The organism is Motilimonas sp. 1_MG-2023 (assembly GCF_030547455.1).
GTDB lineage: Bacteria > Pseudomonadota > Gammaproteobacteria > Enterobacterales > CBDFNC01 > Motilimonas.
On record NZ_JAUOPX010000017.1, the window covers coordinates 24,493 to 45,391 of the forward strand.

Genomic DNA, 20,899 nt, shown 5'->3' on the forward strand with positions numbered 1-20,899 from the left:
GTGATGACCGAGCAAAAAATTAATATAAAACAATTAGAAACTAAATTCTGGCAAGAAAAAACCTTAGCCCAAATGACGTCACAAGAGTGGGAGTCACTGTGCGACGGCTGTGGTAAATGCTGCCTAAGTAAGCTGATAGATGATGAAACCGACGAGCTGCATTACACCAATGTTGCTTGTAAGTTACTCAACACTAAAAGTTGTCAGTGTAAAAAATATGAGAAACGGTTTAAGTTGGTGCCTGACTGCGTCAAAGTGTCATTGGCGAATATAGATCAATTTCAATGGTTGCCCCTGAGTTGCGCCTACCGAAGAATTGTCGAGGGGAAAGATTTGCCTGAATGGCATCCTTTACTCACAGGCAGTAGCAGTGCTATGCACGCTGGCGGCCACTCGGTGCGCGGTAAAGTGATCACCGAATATGATGATATTGATTTAGAAGATCACGTAGCGACTTGGCCAGCAGAGTAAAATAATAATATACGACGAGGCTACACTCATTCTGAAAGAAAAGCTTAGGTCATGAAGCCTACACAGATGAGGGATAGCTGATTAGAGCCAACATTGTCATCAATCACTTTAGTGTTAACTCAGAAACACCCAAAGGTGAGTGTTTAAATTGGCTATCGTTGCCGCTCTGTTCTAGATAAGACTGACTAATAAAACAAGCAGCACCCTGCCACTTGTTTTATTAGGTATTTTTCCCAATAAGCTTTGCTATTCACAACACTTCTTTTTGCCAAATTGGCCTACCAGCACCACTAAGAAAATGACACTGTAAATGGTGAAACACACCACTAACCATTGCGGCATGCTATAACCGAGGAACTGCCAAACAATATCGGCACAATCACCGGTTGGGTTAAATAGCCAAGGTACCCATTGATGTAAGGGCATCCATTCAGGGAAGTTTGGAATAAAGTCACAAGTGTAGAAAGGAGAAGGGTTCATTTGGTAATCAACATGCTCAAGTGCAAGTTGTAAGCCCCAAAACGCGCTAGTACCCCATAATATAAAACCTAACCAGCGAGTGGCATAAAAATCAGGCTTGATCGCGCCAACCAATCCAGTAGCGATGATGCCCATCATGGCGATACGTTCATATATACACATCACACAAGGCTCTAATTCCATTACATGTTGAAAGAAGAGGGCGGTGAGTTCAAGACAAAGGGCGGAAAAGGCCAACAGTAACCAAGGGCCACGTGTTGACGCTAACTGATTGAGGTACTGCATAAAGTTTCGTTCCTTGAATAGTAAAAAACCCAGTGATTATACTGGGTTTTTATTTACTAAAACTATGATCTTTACACAACTAGACATTCATTAGCTGTGATAGATGAGCATTAGTGTCCGCTAGCAGCACCTGCTGCTTCAGCAGCGGTGTGATGGTTAATCAATTCTTGTAGGTACAACCATTCGGTTGCGCCTTCCAAGAAAAACATAATGCCAATCATACCGACAATAGCAAGAACGATAGTATATGGTAGCGCCATCCACACCATACGACCGTAAGACAAGCGTACTAATGGTGCAATGGCAGAAGTTAATAGGAATAAGAATGCAGCTTGACCATTTGGCGTTGCCACTGACGGTAGGTTAGTACCGGTGTTGATCGCTACCGCTAATAGGTCAAACTGATCACGCGTTATTTGGCCATTAATGAGTGCTGTTTTTACTTCATTAATGTAAATAGTGCCGACAAATACGTTATCACTGAGCATAGAGAGTAAGCCATTGGCAATATAGAATAGGGCCAATTGAGAGTGACCGTCTTGCGCAAGTACTGCTTCAATCACTGGCTTAAACAGATGCTGATCAATGATAACAGCAACAATCGTGAAAAATACGGCGAGTAGCGCTGTAAAAGGTAAGGCTTCTTCAAACGCTTTACCTAGCGCATGCTCTTCAATAATGCCAGTAAAGGCGGTGGCAAGCACAATAACGGATAGACCAATTAGACCAACCGGTGCCAAGTGCAATGCTAAACCGATGATCAACCAAACGCCAATCAAGCCTTGAATAAGCAATTTAGCCACGTCTCGCTTAGTCATTTTTGCATCAGATTCATTATCAAAATCAACCATAATTTGACGTACTGCTGCAGGTAATTTAGCACCGTAGCCAAACCAGCCCATTTTCTCTACAAAGTAACAAGTTACCATACCGCAGATAAACACAGGGATAGTCACTGGTGCCATACGTAAAGCAAACTCAATAAAGTCCCAAGAGGCTTGGTCAGCAATAATTAAGTTTTGTGGCTCACCCACTTGAGTACACACACCACCTAACGCGGAGCCCACACCCGCATGCATTAACAAGCTACGTAAGAAAGCACGGAATTTTTCTAAATCTTCACGACGCTGCTCTTGTAAGCTATTGTCACACGTATGGTCATGGTCAAGGGCACTGTTGTCCTTACCTGAAGCCACCTTGTGATAGATGCTGTAAAAGCCAACCGCGACACTAATGACCACTGCTATAACGGTAAGAGCATCAAGGAAGGCAGATAGAAAAGCAGCTGCGAAACAGAATGAAAGTGAAAGAAGTGGTTTAGATTTAACTTTAATCAGCAACTTAGTAAATATATAAAGTAATAAGTTCTTCATGAAGTAAATACCAGCAACCATAAAGATCAATAGTAAAATTACTTCAAAGTTAGCTAACAACTCATGTTCAACTTGCGAAGGGGAAGTCATACCAATGACAACAGCTTCTATCGCCAATAGGCCGCCTGGTTGCAGAGGGTAACATTTTAGCGCCATGGCTAAAGTAAAGATAAATTGAGCCACTAGTAGCCAGCCAGCTAAAAAGGGATCAATAGAAAAAATGATAGGGTTCATTACTAAAAATGTAACAATGGCCCATTTGTACCATTTAGGCGCGTTACCGAGGAAATTTCGGCAACCTGCGATCAGTAAGTCTGACATTGTTTTATTAACTTCCTTTGTCCAATATAATAGGTGCGGCTAGCATGTATAGTTATGAATTCAGTCCTGGTGGGAAAATTCTTTTTTTGCCAGTCCGATTTGATGGCACAATATATGCGTCTTATTAAATCGCGCGTATTGTAGCCAGATTGGTGCAATTTTGATGTAGTTGATAACAAAAAATAACGTGATCTACGTCACGAAGTAATGGATGCAAGTAATGGTTCATTTTTTCTTTAGATTTCCATTTTCTTTTGGGTCTTAAGGATGACAGCTTTAACTCAGGTCATTAAGTTATTCAAGAGTGGATAGAATGGTATTTAAAGCCCAGAGCCCTGCCGGTGTAGCAGAAGAATATTTGATCGATTCCATTTGGAATGAACGTTTCCCACCGGGCTCAATTTTGCCGGCAGAGCGTGAACTGTCGGAAATGATAGGCGTAACAAGAACGACGTTAAGAGAGGTTTTACAACGACTCGCGCGTGACGGTTGGCTGACAATTCGACATGGTAAACCAACGCAAGTAAATGATATTTGGCAAACTTCAGGGTTGAATATTCTGGAAACATTGGCCCGACTCGATGGTGACAAATTCCCACAGCTTATTGATCAACTGTTATCCGCTCGTACAAATATTAGTGCCATTTTTATTCGTAGTGCGTTAAAGCGTAACCCAAAGAAAGTGCTAGAAATTATTGAGCGACGTCCCTCCGTGGATGAAAACAGTGCTCAATTTGTTGATTATGATTATTACTTCTATCATGAGCTGGCACTGGCCTCAGACAATATGATTTATGTTTTAGTCCTAAATGGCTTTAAAAGTTTATACCAAAAATTAGGTGCTTTCTATTTCGACTTGCCCCAGGCCCGTCAATTGGCGTTAGACTTTTATCTTGGTCTTGAGCATTTTATTGCAGCGGATAAGCACAATAGCGTGCATCAATATGTGCGCGATTATGGTAAACAAAGCGCGCAGCTTTGGAGCTTAGTAAAAAGCCAGCTGCCTGAGAGCTTTAACGACTAACCTCATCGGCATCCAACAACCTAGCTTTTAGATGAGTTTCAGTTTAAATCATCTGAAAGCGTCGGGTTTGGTGGAATCTTGGCTAGAATGTGTACTTTACCATCATCTTGTTCTTGCTCTAGCGACACATCAAACCCCCATAGTCGATGAAGGTGCTTAAGCACTTCCTGAGTACTGTCACCAAGTGGGATTTTTTGATGCGGCACATAGCGTAATTTCAATGAACGATCACCATTTAAATCCACACTGTAAACTTGTATGTTGGGTTCAGTATTACTCAAATTGTACTGCTCTGCGAGCTGTTGACGAATTTTCTGGTAACCGGATTCGTCGTGAATCGCTTCAACATTAATGTAGTTTTTACTGTCATCATCAATCACCCCAAAAAACTTAAAGTCTCGTATTAACTTAGGGGATAAATATTGGCCAATAAAACTTTCATCTTTAAAGTTTTGCATAGCAAAGTGCAGGGTATCTAGCCAGTTGCTACCTGCAATATCCGGAAACCACTCTTTGTCTTCCGCGGTAGGGTGCTCACAAATGCGTCTAATATCTGTAAACATTGCAAAGCCCAATGCATAAGGGTTAATACCGGAATAATAACTGGCGTTATAAGGCGGTTGTAAGGTTACATTAGTATGATTATGTATTACCTCAAGCATAAATTTGTCTGATAATTTTCCTTCATCGTACAAATGTTGCATTAAAGTGTAGTGCCAAAAAGTAGCCCAACCTTCATTCATCACTTGAGTTTGTTTCTGTGGGTAAAAATACTGACTGATTTTACGTACAATTCTCACAATTTCACGTTGCCACGGCTGCAGTAATGGTGCATGTTTTTCAATAAAATAGAGAATGTTTTCTTGCGGCTCGTTGGGAAAGCGTTCGGTGGTTGGATTGGTTTTTTCGGGTTTTATCGGTATGGTTCGCCACAAAGCATTAACTTGGCTTTGCATATAATCCGTACGCTCTTGTTGGCGGCGCTTTTCCTCACTTAGAGATATTTTTTGCGGCCGCTTGTATCGGTCAACGCCGTAGTTCATTAAGGCATGACATGAATCGAGAATGTCTTCTACTTCATCGATACCATACTTTTCTTCACATTGTTCAATATACTGCTTAGCAAACAATAAGTAGTCGATAATTGAACTGGCATCGGTCCAGGTTTTGAACAAATAATTATTTTTGAAAAATGAATTGTGGCCATAACAGGCGTGCGCGATGACTAACGCTTGCATAGGCAAGGTATTTTCTTCCATCAAGTAGGCAATGCAGGGATCTGAGTTAATCACAATCTCATAAGCCAAGCCCATTTGGCCTCGTTTATAGGTTTGCTCGGTTTGAATAAATTTCTTACCAAATGACCAATGACGATAACCAATAGGCATGCCCACACTTGAATAGGCATCCATCATTTGTTCAGCGGTAATTACCTCGATTTGATTCGGATAGGTATTTAGCCGGTAAATGTTAGCAACCCGTTGAATTTCTTTATCATAAAGGGCAAGCAAATCAAAATCCCAGTCCGGTCCATGGGGTAAATGTTTGGTTTTTTTCATATTCCCTTCCTAAGCAGCTTGCTTCTTAAATAACTCCCTAAATACAGGGAAAATATCGTTAATGCTGCGGATATGTTGCATCGCAAATTCAGGGTGTGTTTGAGTTAATTTCTCATATTCACGCCATAGGGACTGATGAGGGCGATTAGTAATTTCAATGTAGGCGTAATAGCGCAGCCAAGGAAGTAACTTATCTTCCAGTAGCGCTCTGCAAGTTGGCGAATCATCTGCCCAGTTATCACCATCTGATGCTTGGGCTGCATAAATGTTCCATTGATTTTCGGGGTAGCGCTCTTGCACTATTTCATGCATTAACTTTAACGCGCTGGATACGATAGTGCCGCCCGTTTCTTGTGAGTAAAAGAACTCTTGCTCATCCACTTCTTTAGCTTGGGTATGATGGCGAATAAAAACCACTTCAATATGCTGATAACTGCGGGTGAGAAATAAATAGAGTAAAACGTAGAAGCGCTTTGCCATTTCTTTTGTCGCTTGATCCATCGAGCCTGATACGTCCATCAAACAAAACATAACGGCTTGGCTACTGGGCACCGGGCGTTGTACAAAGTTATTAAATTTAAGGTCAAAGGTATCGATAAAAGGTAAATGACGGACCCTGTTTTTAAGGGTTTCAACCTCCTGTTCTAATTCTGCTATTAATATCAGATTTGGCTTTTTTACTTGTCTTAGCTCGTTTATCTGTTGCTCTAGTTCATTGATGCGTCGTTTTTTCCCCGCACCTAACGCAGTTCGACGTAACAAAGAATTTTGTAATGAACGTACAATGTTTATATTGGCGGGAACACCATCGGAGGTAAAACCCGCGCGATAAGTTTTGTATTCAATCAGTTTGTCTAATTGCTTTTGCTCAAGATTAGGCAAAGCAAGATCTTCAAACAATAAATCTAAATATTCATCTTTCGAAATCTGAAAAACAAAGTCATCACTCCCTTCACCTTGGTCGCTCGCTTCGCCTTCGCCACTGCCAGCGCCGCCTTGGGGCGGCGGGCGTTTAATTTTGTCGCCAGTGACAAAACTGTCATTGCCTGGGTGAACTCGGCCACGTTTACCACCAGTACCTTGGTGAAAAAAAGGTTCCGATAAATCTTTTTGCGGGATACTGATACTTTCACCCGAAGTGACGTCTTGAATACTTCTTTGGGTTACCGCCTCAGATACTGCATGTTTTATTTGCTTTTTATATCGTCGCATAAAGCGTTGGCGATTAACTGTGCTTTTATTTTTTGAATTTAACCGCCGATCAATAAAATGTGACATAAACGTCCCCCTAAAATAATGGTGCTTACGACGCTTTTCGCACGCGTAAATACCATTCAGCCAGCAACCTAACTTGTTTGCGGGTGTAGCCTTTTTCCATCATACGGGCAACAAAATCATCGTGTTTTTTCTGATCATCGGCAGAAGTTTTACCGTTAAAGGAAATAACAGGTAGTAAGTCTTCCGTATTGGAGAACATTTTCTTCTCGATCACGGTGCGCAGTTTCTCATAACTGGTCCAATTGGGATTTTTGCCTTGGTTACCCGCCCGCGCACGCAACACGAAATTGACGATTTCGTTACGGAAATCTTTCGGGTTACTTATCCCCGCAGGCTTCTCAATTTTTTCCAGTTCACTGTTTAGGGCGGCGCGATCAAATAACTGACCTGTTTCAGGATCTCTGAACTCTTGGTCTTGGATCCAAAAATCGGCATAAGTGACATAACGGTCAAAGATGTTTTGGCCATATTCGGAATAAGACTCAAGGTAAGCGGTTTGAATTTCTTTTCCGATGAACTCAACGTACTTAGGCGTTAAATAGCCTTTTAAAAATTCTAAGTAGCGTTCAGCAACTTCATTGGAAAACTGCTCGCGCTCTATTTGTTGTTCTAGTACGTAGAATAAATGCACCGGATTGGCAGCAATCTCTGTTTCATCAAAGTTAAATACACGAGACAGAATTTTAAACGCAAACCGAGTCGATAAACCTGTCATGCCTTCGTCGATACCCGCGAAATCTCGGTATTCTTGATAAGACTTTGCTTTAGGATCGGTGTCTTTTAAGCTTTCACCATCGTACACCCGCATCTTAGAGTAAATGCTGGAGTTTTCAGGCTCTTTTATCCGTGACAAAATAGAGAATTGGGCCAAGGTTTCTAATGTGCCGGGAGCACATTTTTCTCCAATTAATTCACTGTTATTAAGGAGTTTTTTATAAATTTTAACTTCTTCAGTAACACGTAAACAATAAGGGACTTTAACTATATATACGCGGTCTAAAAACGCCTCGTTATTTTTATTATTTCTAAATGCTGTCCACTCTGATTCATTGGAGTGGGCTAGAATAATACCTTCAAACGGCAAGGCAGATAAGCCTTCGGTGCCGTTATAGTTACCTTCTTGGGTCGCAGTTAATAGGGGATGTAACACCTTGATCGGCGCCTTAAACATTTCGACAAATTCCATTAAGCCTTGGTTGGCACGGCATAAAGCGCCGGAATAGGCATAAGCATCGGCATCGTCTTGCGCGTAGTGCTCTAACTGACGAATATCTACCTTGCCGACTAATGATGAAATATCTTGGTTATTTTCATCGCCGGGTTCGGTTTTTGCGATGCCTAACTGGTTGAGAATAGAAGGGTAAACTTTAACTACTTTAAACTGACTAATGTCGCCACCGTATTCTTTTAAGCGTTTTGCTGCCCATGGGGACATAATATTTTGCAAATATCGTGGCGGAATACCGTATTCACTTTTAAGTAAATTACCGTCTTCGGCTGGGTCAAATAAACACAATGGGCTATCGTTAACGGGCGATCCTTTGAGTTTATAAATAGGTACTTTTTGCATTAATTGCTTGAGCTTCTCAGCTAAAGATGATTTACCGCCACCGACAGGGCCGAGTAAATAAAGTATCTGCTTACGCTCTTCTAAGCCTTGTGAAGCATGTTTAAGGTAAGAAACTATCTGCTCGATGGCTTCTTCCATGCCGTAAAAGTCTTTAAACGCGGGGTAGCGGTGAATTAACCGATTGGAAAAAATACGGCTTAAGACTGGGTCCTTTGCGGTATCTATGGTCTCTGGCTCACCAATTGCAATGAGCAGGCGTTCGGACGCAGAGGCATAAACACTTCTGTCTTCGCGGCATAAGTCCAAATACTCGCTAATGCTGAACTCTTCTTCTCTTGCTTCTTCGTAACGTGATTTATAATGCTCAAAAATGCTCATAACCTACACTCCCTCAGTTATGCAAACTCCAATGACACCATTAAAGTTCGTTTATAAGACTGTTATTTGCCTGCCCATATGAAAATGGATCCCTGATTCAAGAAAGATTCCGTTTACCCAGCGAAGTTTGTAGCCAGAGGAATGCTCTGTTTATAAGCCTAGCTGTAAGTTTGAAAATTGCCTTATTAAAGGAGTGTTTTTAAAGCAATTTTTTCTATTTACAGTATTTTTTTTGTCTTCGTAATAATGTTTGCTAATCTTAACGGTTATTTATTTCACTTGCTGTTCCTGTCCCCTTAAAGTATCTAAGCTGGTCAATTATTAACTCCTTTAGGCGGTAGTTCCGTGCCACAATGGTTGCAAAATTTTGCGTCAAGATCATGCCCACTACGATCGCAATGATCACAATGAATAAGGTGGCGTTCACGGTGAATTTCTTGTGCAAGCTCAGCCGTTATAATCCCCGTTGGCACAGCGAGGATGGCATAGCCCACTAACATGGTAATGGAGGCTAGGGTTTGTCCTAGCGGAGTACTCGGGCTGATATCACCGTAGCCAACCGTCGTGATGGTGACGATGGCCCAGTAAATACTTTTTGGAATGCTGGTAAAGCCATTTTCTGGCCCTTCAATGAGGTACATCAAACAACCGAAAATGACGATTAATAACGCCACCGAAAAAAGAAAAACTAAAATTTTCCGTTTTGAGGCGATCAAAGAACGAAATAAGGTATTTGCTTCTTGCAGGTAGCGAAACAGCTTTAACACACGGAATATACGCAATACACGCATAATACGTATGATCATCAAATAGTTGGCGCCAGGGAACAACAAAGAAATAAATGCCGGTAGGATAGACAACAAATCGATAATGCCATAGAAGCTAAAAGCGTATACTTTAGGCTTAGGTGAGACATAGAGACGTACCGCGTACTCGAGGGTAAACAGCAGCGTAAAAAACCATTCTGCATAATAAAAGTAGCGATGATATTGTAGTGAGAGCATGGGGACAGAGTCGAGAATAACTACTAGCACACTGGCAAAAATTGCCACAATTAAGCAGATATCAAACCGGCGACCAGCTGCGCTGTGGGTGCCAAATATAATCTCAAAAATCTGTTCTTTGCTCATTTTTAAATAACTCGTCTAGCAATTTGTTGAGTAAAACTGGAACTAAAATCGTCTGAAAAGGGTTGAATTAAGCCATTGAATTTTTTGCTAATTGGCATAACCCACACTTTTTAAAAGTTTGATGAATATTTGTTTATTTGGCTTTGAAATTCAATATTGTGCAACATATTTTCATTCCAGTCTGTTTTTTATCTAACGGTAGCATTAGATACTGAAATTAATGTTATTTCACGTATTTATCAGAGCTTTTAACTAGTCGTGACTAAGGGAAATATATGAGATCCATCATAAAGAATGACCTATTGTCTTTAACTTGCGAGTAAATACAGTCACACTAGAGATTATTAGCGCGTTTCTTCTTCGGTAATATGGAGTGATTTGAGTGAAAACCTTTTTGATACTTGTTTCCCTGTTTTTCAGTGTATTTTCATTACAAGTGTGGGCGGCACCGCAAAAGTCTGACCAACTGATCATCGTGTTGCCCGCAGACGTAAAAGCAGATTACGAAAGCTATATTGCCGGGCGTAATCCGTTAACAATGACGAGCTATGTTGGTAATGGTGCAAGACGTGATGTCGTCGAAGTAGTCTTAGTACAACAAGCGCTTAAGTTTGGTGGGATTGATACACCAGTTCGTTTTATCACCGCAGACTCGCATGCTCGTATTATTAAGCAAGTATTGGCTGGTCGTGCAGTACTCGCCGGTAACTCAATTTGGCTAGATTTACTGACCAGTAGTGAAGAGCTACTGTATGTGTCAGAGCCTATTATAGAAAATGGTCAGTTTGAGGCAGGCTTATACACCATAGAAAGCAACAAAACAGCCCTGAAAGCAAAAGGGATGGACGAAGTTCGTAGTTTGATAGCGGTATCAAGTAAGGCTTGGATCATTGATTGGCAAACTTTAAATGCGATGAAAATGCGTAAGCTCATCAACACGGTTAAATGGTCGTCGATGGTTAAAATGGTCAATATTGGACGCGCAGATTTTTTGCTTGCGCCATTTCAACCCACGCCTGACATGTCATTTGATCCCGAAGGTGTCAAGCTCATCCCTATTCCAAATTTAAAAATAGGTTTGCAAGGCTCACGTCATTTTGCAATCTCAAAACGTCACCCACAAGGCAAAGCAGTTGCGGAGGCCTTAGATCGCGGTATAGCAATAATGAAAGAGAAGGGACTTGTTAAACAAGCTTATGAAGACTCTGGTTTCTTTAATACTAAGGTCAAAGATTGGCAGAAACTACTCTAGGTTTTACAACCTTGAAACGATGAAAAGCCAGCTGATTGCTGGCTTTTCTGCTTTTTATGCCTGAAAAAAGATGCTTGCCTCCCTTCTTACAATAAAAAACATCCTTATCATCGAGCTCTAAAGCGATCTAGCTAACGAATTTTTACAAATTCAGGCCATAAGCAACTGAAAAAACATAATTTCTACTAAAGTCTAAGTTCCTTATTGAGTTTTTACATTTAATGTTATTTATGCAACAACCTATTAACATTTTAAGGAGAGCGCAATGGCTTTCGAAAATAAAGACATGGCAAAACGCTATTGGGGTGAAAACCTAAAAATCATGGGGATCCTGCTTGCTGTTTGGTTTGCAGTCTCTTATGGCTTTGGCATTTTATTGGTTGAGCCACTCAATCAAATTTCACTAGGCGGTTTTAAGTTAGGCTTTTGGTTTGCACAACAAGGCTCAATTTACACCTTCGTGGTTCTGATTTTTGTGTACGTAGCAAAAATGAACCAGCTCGATAAAAAATATAACGTAGAAGAGTAGGGGTTAACATATGGATATTCAAACCTGGACCTTTATATTAGTCGGCATTACGTTTGCTCTATATATCGGTATTGCCATTTGGGCACGTGCAGCCTCAACGGGCGAGTTTTATGTTGCAGGTGGTGGTGTACACCCCATTGCAAACGGTATGGCGACGGCGGCTGATTGGATGTCAGCAGCATCGTTTATCTCAATGGCCGGTATCATTTCTTTTATCGGTTATGATGGCGGCGTTTACTTAATGGGTTGGACCGGCGGTTATGTACTGCTCGCTTTGTGTCTTGCACCTTACTTACGTAAGTTCGGTAAATTTACCGTGCCAGATTTCATAGGTGACCGTTATTACTCGCAAACTGCGCGTATGGTAGCTGTTTTCTGTGCAATTTTTGTATCCTTTACTTACGTTGCAGGTCAAATGCGTGGCGTGGGTGTGGTGTTTTCACGCTTCCTCGAAGTTGATATCAACATGGGTATCATCATCGGTATGTGTATCGTGTTTTTCTACGCGGTAATGGGTGGCATGAAAGGCATTACCTATACTCAAGTTGCGCAATATTGTGTGTTGATCTTTGCCTTTATGGTACCTGCAATCTTCACATCAATTATGATGACAGGTAACCCAGTGCCACAACTTGGTTTTGGTAGCACCATGGCTGATGGCTCTGGTATGTACTTACTGGATAAAATTGATGGACTGTCTGCTGAGCTCGGCTTTAACCAGTATACCGATGGCTCCAAATCCATGGTTGACGTGTTCTTTATTACTGCGGCGCTAATGGTGGGTACAGCGGGTCTACCACACGTAATCATTCGTTTCTTCACTGTACCGAAAGTAAAAGATGCGCGCATCTCTGCGGGCTGGGCATTAATCTTTATTGCCATCCTTTACACTACCGCGCCAGCTGTTGCAGCGTTTGCTCGAGTTAACATGATTGATTCAATCAATGGACCAGACTTAAAAGGCGTTTCTGCTGAGCAAGCTCCTGGTTGGGTAACTAACTGGGAAAAAACAGGTCTCGTTAAGTGGGAAGATAAAAACGGCGATGGCCGCATGTTCTACTCAGGTGATGCCCGCAACGAAATGGACATTAACCGCGATATCATTGTATTGGCTTCACCAGAGCTAGCAAACTTACCAAACTGGGTGGTTGCACTCTTAGCTGCGGGTGGTTTAGCGGCGGCATTATCAACAGCTGCAGGTTTGTTATTGGTTATCTCAACTTCGGTGGCCCATGACTTACTGAAAAAAGGCCTCAAGCCTGATATGACGGAAAAACAAGAACTGCTTGCCGCGCGATTAAGTGCTGTAGGTGCTGTTATTGCTGCGGGCTATATGGGGATCAATCCACCAGGGTTCGTGGCACAGGTGGTTGCCTTTGCGTTTGGTCTGGCGGCCTCGTCCTTCTTCCCTGCCATCATCTTAGGTATCTTCTATAAGAAGATGAATAAAGAAGGTGCCATTGCGGGTATGATTTCAGGTATCGTATTCACTACTGCTTACATCGTGTTCTTCAAGTTCATTAACCCTGAAATGAACACGCCAGATAACTGGTGGTTTGGTATCTCGCCAGAAGGTATTGGTACCCTTGGCATGATTCTGAACTTTGTAGTAGCCATTGCGGTGAACAAAGTGACAGCAGAAACACCACAAGATGTGCAAGACATGGTTGAAAGCATTCGTTATCCGAAAGGAGCGGGCGCTGCAATAGACCACTAAGAGTTAACCTTTCTTAATAAGTTAAAACCCAGCGCGAGCTGGGTTTTTTTGTTATTGAATATTTTGATCATTTAAGCTTTAGCCTGTCATTCCCCTAAATGCTTTGCAGGAAAACAAACGCTATCTCCACCAAGTCTAAGTAAATGAACTGTGTTTTTGTCCTAAATCTTGATTTAGGACGTGCTCAATCGCGTATTGAGTCTCAAGGCTAGACGTATGGTTGCAAACTTAGGTTTCTATTTTGTAACAGAGCGGAAACGAAACAATGAAAGTTAAATGCATTATATTGATGATATTGAGCGGTATCGCAAATGTAGCCAATGCTGCGTCAGTTGGGTTCCAACAGTTTACCTTGGTAAGTGAAGCGTCGCGGCAAGTGAATGCCAGTATTTGGTATCCCACTCAGGAGACGACACCGAAAGAAAAAATCGGTGAAAATATTGCTTTTATCGGCACGACTGTGGTTAAAAATGCATCCTTGAGCACAATGAAACAACCCCTCGTACTTTTATCCCATGGTTATCGTGGCAATTGGCGCAACTTAAATTGGCTCGCCACTGCACTTGCAGAGCAAGGAATGATCGTGGCTGCTGTTGATCATCCGGGAACGACTAGCTTTGATCAGTCAGCCTTTTCTGCCTCAAAATGGTGGCTAAGGGCGAATGATTTAGTCCGGTTACTGGATGTCTTATTAGCGGATACAAAGTGGCAAGCAATAATCGACCAAGCTGAGATTTCAGTTGTTGGGCACTCTCTAGGTGGCTGGAGCGCAATGCATTTAATTGGTGCTCAATTTGACCGAAGTGTGTTTTTCGAACAATGTCGAGAATATAACAATCCACGAACCTGTGGCTTAGGCGAAGAGCTTGGGTTAAACGAACCGCAACCCGACGAACCCAATCAGGTAGCTCTGCTGGACAAGCGCATTACAAAAGCCATTATTTTAGACCTTGGTTTAGCGAGGAGCTTATCCGTGACGAGTTTAAATAAGATTGAGGTGCCAACACTTATTCTCGCAGCTGGGGTCGACATTGGGGATCTGCCACAAGTATTAGAATCGGGTTACTTAGCTGAGCATATGCCAATTTCGACGCGGCGATACAAAGTCTATGAAAAAGCGGCGCATTTTAGCTTTATTCAGTTATGCAAGGCGCAAGCAAATTTGATCTTGGAGCAGGAGCACGCGGGAGACAGTATCATTTGTCGCGATGGTGCCGATACAACACGGGAGCAGCTACACCAAATCATGTTCAGAGATATTTATCGTTTTTTAACACAGCCTATTTAATCGTTAGCACGGCGGTAAGCGCTCGGCGTTGTTGATGCTACACGGCTAAATTCACGGTTAAAATTTGATTTAGTGTTAAAGCCTGAATCAAGGTAAATTTCAGTGATACTGAGTTCGGTCGTTTTCAATAGCGTTTGAGCGCGTTTAATACGGTATTCGTTAATCACTCTCGACACATTACGGTGATAGATAAGATTAACAGCCAATGATATTTGCCGGCTAGGCAGCCGCAATTTTCTCGCGAGTCGATCAAGGGTTAAGTTAGGATCGAGGTAGGTATGTTCTTGTTCCATATGGCAGCTTAGTTTTTCTACTATATCTGTTGCTGTATCGAAATCGAGTTGTATGTTACTCGTGTCTTGCTCTGGAACAGGAGAGGGAGCGTGGCCACATGTCAGTGAACCTACAACCAAAACGGCAATGGCCAAAGTAGGTATTAACACTAAATATGAAAAGGTAAGAATATTAGATACATTTTCGCCTTGGAAAAACGCAATATCCATCGATAATGTGGCATCAATAGCAGCAGAGAATAGCAACATAATACCTGCGGTGTACTTTAGATTCGTGATAGTTTGCACATCAAAAAACCTCACTCGCTCAGGATCCGATTGAGCAGCAAGGAGCAGTCTGACGCCATACCAAATAAATAAACCCACTAACATGAAATCAATGGGCGGTGTCCACCAAGGGTAGGTTAGTGAGCTGAGAAAAATGATGCAAGGAGCAACCGCATGCTTAACTGAAAATGACGTTACTCGCTCTGCCATGAAAAAACAATACCAAGCCATCACTGGAAGCAAAGACGCCAATACAGGTTGTAAGAATTTAACCAGTTGAATGTCAACGGTCCAGCGAAGTCCGACAACCAAAGTGCTGGCGCTACACAGTAATAAAAAAGCAGTTATTCTATTTACTGCCACGGGGCGTTTAACCCAAACTAAGCCGGTAATTAACAGGAAGAACAGCGAAGCAATATACGGCAGTGGAATACTTAGCATAGATAGACTCTTACTCGTGACTACCGTAAAGGCTTTGATACAGGCCCGGTTGACTGAGCAAAGAATGATGTTGGCCAGTCTGGCTGATTTTACCGTCTTCAAATACAAATATCCGGTCGGCTTGTTTTACCGATGATAAACGGTGAGCAACGATAATCGTGGTGCGAGCTTTGAGGAAATCAGTCAAAGCTCCGTGTAAATTTGCTTCTGTCTTAGTATCTAAGGCCGAGGTGGCCTCATCCATGATCACTAACTTGGGATCAGATAGCACCATACGCGCTAACGCGATCCGCTGTTTTTGACCGCCGGAAAGTTTTACACCGCGTTGACCCACTTGAGTGTCAAGTTGCTCGTCTAACTGACGGACAAAATCATCTAACTGAGCCACGGCTAGGGCTTGCCAAATTTGTTCATCGTCAACTTCTTGCCCTAAGGTTAAATTGTTACGAATATTGTCATTAAACAGACTAGGGCTTTGCAGCACCGTAGCGGTATGATCGCGAATGGTCTCGAAACCACATTCGGTCACATCCACGTCATTAAATAAAATTTGCCCTTGTTGCACGGGATAAAGGCCAAGTAACAAATGGACCAATGTCGATTTGCCGCCGCCACTGGCACCCACAAAAGCAACTTTTTCACCGGGCTTAATGTCCAATGAAATTCCTCGGATCACCTCTAGCTCTTCATTATAAGAGAAATGCAAGTCACGGATCGAAAGGGAAAGCTCAGAAGCCTTTGTAAAGGGGTCTTTTGTCATCGGGTACTTAGGCTCAGTATTAAGGGCTAATACCGAATTAAGGCGTTTTAAAGAGGCTGAGGCAGCAAAATAAGAATATTGCATGTTAAGTAGCTCTTGAACGGGCCCCATCATAAACCATAGGTAGCCGAATACGGCGAAAATCTCTCCAACGGTTAAATCCGTAAATAGCACCATGATCATCGCTGTTGCGCGAAAGACTTCAAAACCAATGAGAAAAATTAAAAAACTGGCCCTGCCAGCTGCTTCACTGCGCCAGGAATAATCAATGGCACTGTTACGTAAACCTTTAGCGCGATCGGTAATGCGATTAATATAATGGCGTTCTTTATTGGCTGCGCGAATTTCATAAATACTGTCTAAGGTTTCAACTACAGCTTGCTGAAACAGCTCAAATGCGCTGTTTTCATTTCGTTTGAGGTGCTTAACCTTGCTGCCCAGCTTAGTCGAAAAGTAAATAACAACGGGGTTTAACAGCAAAATAAATAAACCTAACTGCCAGTTTAGCCAGAGTAAAATAACGGCGGTTCCCAGCACTGCCAGTACGCTGACTAAAAATCGACTTAAGGTATCCCCAATAAACTTGTCTAAGGTTTCTACATCGGTGACCAAGTGCGAGCTTAAACTGCCTGAGCCAATGGTTTCATATTCACTGATAGCAATCTTATTCATCTGCTTCACTAACACTCGGCGTACCAGAAAGGTGACATGTTTAGCTATAATGGTGAATTGACGTGATTGAAAAACGGTTAAAGCCACCGACAAAGTGCGCAGAAAAATGGTAAGCAGTAATACACAAACGATGTATATCGCTGGTTGCTGCCATTCAAGGGGTAAAAGTTGATCCATAAGGCGAATGGCTGTGCCTGGTGAATTGAGCAACACTTCATCGACCATTAACGGCATCAATAATGGGACTGGCACGGAGGCGAGGGTGGCTAAAATGGCAATAATGTGAGCAATGACAATTTCTTTTTTAAACTGTTTTGCGCTGTTAAAAATGCTGCGCCAACTAAATTGCTGAGAAGAGTTAAGGATCATGATTATGCTTAAGATAAAAAGAGTGACATTTTAGCGAGTGCGCTGAATCACGCAACTTTATTACAAGCCTGAGCAAAAAAGTGAGCCTAATACCGAAACGCAACGTAACAAATTATGCATCTTCAAACAGCGTTCAATGTATGACTGGTTGCTTGTCGATTGCACAAAAAAAGTTCAAGCAACTAAAAAATGCTTAAGATTGAATCAATTTCGGGATAATCACGTCACTAAGTTTAATTATTGTTCGATTTACGAGGCGGGATGAGATAGGGTTAGCGAACTTCAGCGCAAGCATGGTCGAATGTGAATATTTTTGTTAGCATTCACAAATACGGCCGCTCTAATGTGGTTTTGGCTAACAGCTTATTATAGAAACGTAGTGAGATTTAGGTTTTACATGGAAAACACTGAAAAATTGACTAACAACAAGCAAATTATTGCTTATCTCGTAGAAATGTTCCCTCTTTGCTTTATCGCCGAAGGCGAGGCAAAGCCCCTCAAAATTGGTATATTCCAAGACTTAGCTGAACGTTTAGGCGAAGATGACAAAGTCAGTAAAACCCAATTGCGTTCGGCCTTACGCCAATACACATCAAGCTGGCGTTATTTGCACGGTGTTAAACCGGGTGCAAAACGTGTTGATCTTGACGGCGTTGAAGGTGATGAACTTGAAGCTGAGCATATTGAACACGCTCAAAAAGCGCTAAAAGAAAGCAAGGCGAAAGTGTTTGCTGAGCGTAAAGCTGCTGAAAAAGAGAAAGCTGCGAAAAATCCAGCTAAAAAAGCGCCGGTTAAAAGCGCTAAACCAGCCCGTAGCAGTAAGCCAAAAGCAGACAAACCTGCTGAAAAAGTCACTTATGTGCCAGCAGAAATTGGTCAGCTAAAAGTAGCACAAGAAGTGAAGGTGATTGTGGGTAAAGCGCCGGTACCTGCTACCATAGTTGATATCAATAAAGACGATGTGCAAGTGCAGTTAATGTCAGGTATGACATTAAAAGTGAAAGCCCAACATCTGATTCTTTAATACAAGGATTACCCTATGAAGAAAGTTTTTCACTTAACGCTGATTGCTACAAGCTTATGTGTTGCTGGTTTAAGTTTTGCTGTTCAGCCAAATATCAAAGTTGAACAATTGCCAAAGCTAGAGCAAGAGGCACAACACGCCACGGTAAGTAAGCGAGTAACGCAACTTTTTAGTCGTAATCACTATAAGTCGATGTTACTTGACGATGAACTTTCTTCTGAAATCTTTGACCGTTACATCAAGCAACTTGATTATAATCGTAATATTTTCCTTGAATCGGATTTAGAGCAATTTGAAAAGTTTCGCCTGCAGTTAGATGAAGATCTAAGTAAAGGCAGACTTGCGCCGACTTACGATATGTTTGCCCTTAACTTGCAACGTCGCTATGAGCGTTTTCAATTCGCTCTGACGTTGCTTGATGAAGAAATCAAATTCGATACGCCAGATGAATATGTGTTCGACCGCAGTGAAGCCCCTTGGCCTAAAACCACCGCAGAATTGAATGAAATTTGGCGTCAAAAAGTTAAGCATGATGCATTAAATCTGAAATTAACTGGCAAGAAATGGCCTGAAATTAAAAAGATCTTAGCCAAACGTTACGACAATGCCATCAAACGCTTAACTCAAACGCAAAGTGAAGATGTGTTCCAAACGGTGATGAACGCATATGCGCGCACAATTGAGCCACATACTAGCTACTTATCACCGCGTAACGCTGATCGTTTTAACATGGAAATGAACCTATCTCTTGAAGGGATAGGTGCGGTGTTACAAGGTGAAGAAGATTACACCGTTGTGCGCAGCCTTGTTCCTGGCGGTCCAGCTGACAAAACGAAAAACCTTAACGCCGATGACAAAATTGTCGGTGTTGCTCAAGGTGATGAGAAAATGGTGGATGTGATTGGCTGGCGTCTTGATGACGTAGTGGATCTTATTAAAGGCCCTAAAGGCACAACCGTAAGACTTGAAGTATTACCCGCGAAAGCAGGCAGCGATGCTGGGACTAAAATTGTTCCTATCGTACGTGAAAAAGTGCATTTAGAAGATCGCGCCGCCAAATCGGAAGTCATCAATTTAAATAACGAAAAAATTGGTGTTATCGATATCCCAAGCTTTTATGTCAACCTCAGCCAAGATGTTGACAAAGAAATCACAAAGCTAAAAGCTGAGAACGTAAAAGGCATCGTCATCGATCTGCGCAGTAATGGCGGCGGAGCATTAACGGAAGCAACACTGCTTACCGGCTTATTCATTGATTCTGGTCCAGTAGTGCAAGTGCGGAATAACCGTAACCGTATTGAAGTCAATGCCGATACAGATGGCGAAATTAGTTACGATGGGCCATTAACTGTCTTAGTTGATCGTTACAGTGCGTCAGCATCAGAGATTTTTGCCGCTGCGCTTCAAGACTATGGTCGTGCGCTTATCTTAGGTGAAAATACTTTTGGTAAAGGCACCGTACAGCAGCACCGTAAAGTGTCACGTATTTATGACTTTTACGAAAAGCCGATGGGCAACGTGCAGTACACCATCGCTAAGTTTTATCGTATTGACGGTGGTAGCACGCAAAATAAAGGTGTCGTACCAGACATACTTTTCCCAACGGCAATCGATGCCGCTGAAACAGGGGAGAGTGTTGAAGATAATGCACTACCTTGGGACCAAATTAAGCCAGCTAACTACAGTCAGTTAGGAAGCTTTAGTGCATTGATACCTAAACTAGATAAAGATCATAAAGCACGTATGCAAGCATCGCCTGAGTTTGCTTACATTTACCAAGACATTGAAGAATATAAAAAAGAGAAAGATCGTAAAACCATCAGCCTAATTGAAGCAGAGCGAGTGCGTATACGCGAAGAAAAAGAGGCTCAAGAGCTGCAACGCGTAAATGAACGTCTTGCGCGTCTTGGTAAGAAACCTGTGACTAAGTTAGATGATGTGCCAGACGATATCGAACTCCCCGATCCTTATCTAGATGAAGCGGCTGCAATCACATTAGATTTAGCTAAGTCTTAATTTAGCAACTATCTCAAATGTGCCTAATTAAACCCAAACTAGTGTTTGGGTTTTTTTATGTCTTAAGAACGTTGCCTTGAATGACAAAGTGTAAGCTGAGTGAGCTTATAAAGCCTAATATTGATATAAACAATAGTTTTGCATTTTAGTTTTATGTTAGTCATAGACACTGTTTATACCCAAGTAAACATAATTAATAAGCTGTGTTAACTAAATTAACAATATTTAACAAAACTCAGATGTAAAATTTATCTCATATTTGTTTAAAGTGTTAATTCAGCAAATATGCATGAAATAACGGCTTATTGAATATTTTTCAACAGAAATATTAAACTGTAATTAAAGGTAAAAGCAGTTTAATGGTCTGTATTTTAATAATATATCTAGCTTATGATGCAAGAA

At 41.8% G+C, this 20,899-nt stretch carries 16 protein-coding genes; 8 read left to right on the forward strand and 8 right to left on the reverse strand.

Annotated features, from left to right (window positions below; translation table 11 throughout):
- Positions 1-3 precede the first annotated feature (3 nt).
- Positions 4-471, forward strand: a complete 468-nt coding sequence (locus Q4519_RS11000) for a YcgN family cysteine cluster protein (protein ID WP_232799659.1) — start codon at positions 4-6, stop codon at positions 469-471.
- A 246-nt stretch (positions 472-717) separates the two neighbouring features.
- Here Q4519_RS11000 and dsbB read toward each other — a convergent pair whose 3' ends face one another.
- Together dsbB and nhaB are read right to left on the reverse strand one after the other, a co-directional pair.
- Positions 718-1,236, reverse strand: a complete 519-nt coding sequence (gene dsbB, locus Q4519_RS11005; RefSeq protein WP_232799658.1) for a disulfide bond formation protein DsbB — start codon at positions 1,234-1,236, stop codon at positions 718-720.
- A 110-nt stretch (positions 1,237-1,346) separates the two neighbouring features.
- Positions 1,347-2,930 (reverse strand): Na(+)/H(+) antiporter NhaB, encoded by a 1,584-nt coding sequence (gene nhaB / locus Q4519_RS11010; RefSeq protein ID WP_303512169.1) that lies wholly within the window; start codon positions 2,928-2,930, stop codon positions 1,347-1,349.
- Between the two features lie 313 nt (positions 2,931-3,243).
- On the opposite strand from nhaB, the gene fadR reads away from it, so the two are divergent.
- Entirely contained in the window at positions 3,244-3,954 is a 711-nt protein-coding gene (gene fadR / locus Q4519_RS11015; RefSeq protein ID WP_303512171.1) for a fatty acid metabolism transcriptional regulator FadR, read from the forward strand.
- A 38-nt stretch (positions 3,955-3,992) separates the two neighbouring features.
- Here fadR and Q4519_RS11020 read toward each other — a convergent pair whose 3' ends face one another.
- The 4 genes from Q4519_RS11020 to Q4519_RS11035 all read right to left on the reverse strand — a co-directional run bounded on the left by Q4519_RS11020 (position 3,993) and on the right by Q4519_RS11035 (position 9,869).
- Positions 3,993-5,513 (reverse strand): SpoVR family protein, encoded by a 1,521-nt coding sequence (locus Q4519_RS11020; RefSeq protein WP_303512173.1) that lies wholly within the window; start codon positions 5,511-5,513, stop codon positions 3,993-3,995.
- A gap of 9 nt (positions 5,514-5,522) precedes the next feature.
- Complete coding sequence (locus tag Q4519_RS11025) at positions 5,523-6,791, reverse strand: YeaH/YhbH family protein (RefSeq protein ID WP_232799654.1); 1,269 nt, start codon at positions 6,789-6,791, stop codon at positions 5,523-5,525.
- 25 nt (positions 6,792-6,816) lie between these two features.
- Positions 6,817-8,739, reverse strand: coding sequence for a PrkA family serine protein kinase (locus Q4519_RS11030; protein ID WP_232799653.1), 1,923 nt, complete (start codon positions 8,737-8,739; stop codon positions 6,817-6,819).
- 314 nt (positions 8,740-9,053) lie between these two features.
- A complete protein-coding gene (locus tag Q4519_RS11035) occupies positions 9,054-9,869 on the reverse strand; it encodes an ion transporter (protein ID WP_232799652.1) in 816 nt (271 codons plus the stop codon).
- 382 nt (positions 9,870-10,251) lie between these two features.
- On the opposite strand from Q4519_RS11035, the gene Q4519_RS11040 reads away from it, so the two are divergent.
- The 4 genes from Q4519_RS11040 to Q4519_RS11055 all read left to right on the forward strand — a co-directional run bounded on the left by Q4519_RS11040 (position 10,252) and on the right by Q4519_RS11055 (position 14,655).
- Complete coding sequence (locus tag Q4519_RS11040; protein WP_303512178.1) at positions 10,252-11,121, forward strand: hypothetical protein; 870 nt, start codon at positions 10,252-10,254, stop codon at positions 11,119-11,121.
- Positions 11,122-11,386: 265 nt separating this feature from the next.
- Positions 11,387-11,650 carry a DUF4212 domain-containing protein gene (locus tag Q4519_RS11045; RefSeq protein WP_232799650.1) on the forward strand — a complete coding sequence of 88 codons (264 nt, stop codon included), beginning with the start codon at positions 11,387-11,389 and terminating at the stop codon, positions 11,648-11,650.
- A 10-nt stretch (positions 11,651-11,660) separates the two neighbouring features.
- Positions 11,661-13,367: a sodium:solute symporter family protein gene (locus tag Q4519_RS11050; protein WP_232799649.1), complete on the forward strand. Its 1,707-nt coding sequence runs from the start codon at positions 11,661-11,663 to the stop codon at positions 13,365-13,367.
- 265 nt (positions 13,368-13,632) lie between these two features.
- Positions 13,633-14,655, forward strand: coding sequence for an alpha/beta fold hydrolase (locus tag Q4519_RS11055; protein ID WP_303512183.1), 1,023 nt, complete (start codon positions 13,633-13,635; stop codon positions 14,653-14,655).
- On the opposite strand, the gene Q4519_RS11060 is transcribed toward Q4519_RS11055, so the two are convergent.
- The gene (locus Q4519_RS11060) at positions 14,652-15,656 is read right to left on the reverse strand and encodes an AraC family transcriptional regulator (protein WP_303512185.1); all 1,005 of its coding nucleotides are present in this window, start codon (positions 15,654-15,656) and stop codon (positions 14,652-14,654) included. The genes Q4519_RS11055 and Q4519_RS11060 overlap by 4 nt on opposite strands.
- Positions 15,657-15,666: 10 nt before the next feature.
- Positions 15,667-17,457: an ABC transporter ATP-binding protein gene (locus Q4519_RS11065; protein ID WP_303512187.1), complete on the reverse strand. Its 1,791-nt coding sequence runs from the start codon at positions 17,455-17,457 to the stop codon at positions 15,667-15,669.
- Between the two features lie 397 nt (positions 17,458-17,854).
- Between Q4519_RS11065 and proQ the strand changes: the two genes are divergently transcribed.
- Together proQ and prc are read left to right on the forward strand one after the other, a co-directional pair.
- On the forward strand, positions 17,855-18,481 hold the full coding sequence (gene proQ, locus Q4519_RS11070; protein WP_303512189.1) for an RNA chaperone ProQ: 627 nt from the start codon (positions 17,855-17,857) through the stop codon (positions 18,479-18,481).
- Positions 18,482-18,496: 15 nt separating this feature from the next.
- On the forward strand, positions 18,497-20,497 hold the full coding sequence (gene prc, locus Q4519_RS11075) for a carboxy terminal-processing peptidase (protein ID WP_303512191.1): 2,001 nt from the start codon (positions 18,497-18,499) through the stop codon (positions 20,495-20,497).
- Positions 20,498-20,899 lie beyond the last annotated feature (402 nt).

Coding starts and splice junctions, on each gene's coding strand:
- prc (WP_303512191.1), top strand. CDS start 18,497: ATGAAGAAAGTTTTTCACTTAACGCTGATTGCTACAAGCTTATGTGTT.
- Q4519_RS11035 (WP_232799652.1), bottom strand. CDS start 9,869: ATGAGCAAAGAACAGATTTTTGAGATTATATTTGGCACCCACAGCGCA.
- Q4519_RS11065 (WP_303512187.1), bottom strand. CDS start 17,457: ATGATCCTTAACTCTTCTCAGCAATTTAGTTGGCGCAGCATTTTTAAC.
- dsbB (WP_232799658.1), bottom strand. CDS start 1,236: ATGCAGTACCTCAATCAGTTAGCGTCAACACGTGGCCCTTGGTTACTG.
- Q4519_RS11060 (WP_303512185.1), bottom strand. CDS start 15,656: ATGCTAAGTATTCCACTGCCGTATATTGCTTCGCTGTTCTTCCTGTTA.
- proQ (WP_303512189.1), top strand. CDS start 17,855: ATGGAAAACACTGAAAAATTGACTAACAACAAGCAAATTATTGCTTAT.
- Q4519_RS11045 (WP_232799650.1), top strand. CDS start 11,387: ATGGCTTTCGAAAATAAAGACATGGCAAAACGCTATTGGGGTGAAAAC.
- nhaB (WP_303512169.1), bottom strand. CDS start 2,930: ATGTCAGACTTACTGATCGCAGGTTGCCGAAATTTCCTCGGTAACGCG.
- Q4519_RS11025 (WP_232799654.1), bottom strand. CDS start 6,791: ATGTCACATTTTATTGATCGGCGGTTAAATTCAAAAAATAAAAGCACA.
- Q4519_RS11020 (WP_303512173.1), bottom strand. CDS start 5,513: ATGAAAAAAACCAAACATTTACCCCATGGACCGGACTGGGATTTTGAT.
- Q4519_RS11030 (WP_232799653.1), bottom strand. CDS start 8,739: ATGAGCATTTTTGAGCATTATAAATCACGTTACGAAGAAGCAAGAGAA.
- Q4519_RS11050 (WP_232799649.1), top strand. CDS start 11,661: ATGGATATTCAAACCTGGACCTTTATATTAGTCGGCATTACGTTTGCT.
- Q4519_RS11055 (WP_303512183.1), top strand. CDS start 13,633: ATGAAAGTTAAATGCATTATATTGATGATATTGAGCGGTATCGCAAAT.
- fadR (WP_303512171.1), top strand. CDS start 3,244: ATGGTATTTAAAGCCCAGAGCCCTGCCGGTGTAGCAGAAGAATATTTG.
- Q4519_RS11000 (WP_232799659.1), top strand. CDS start 4: ATGACCGAGCAAAAAATTAATATAAAACAATTAGAAACTAAATTCTGG.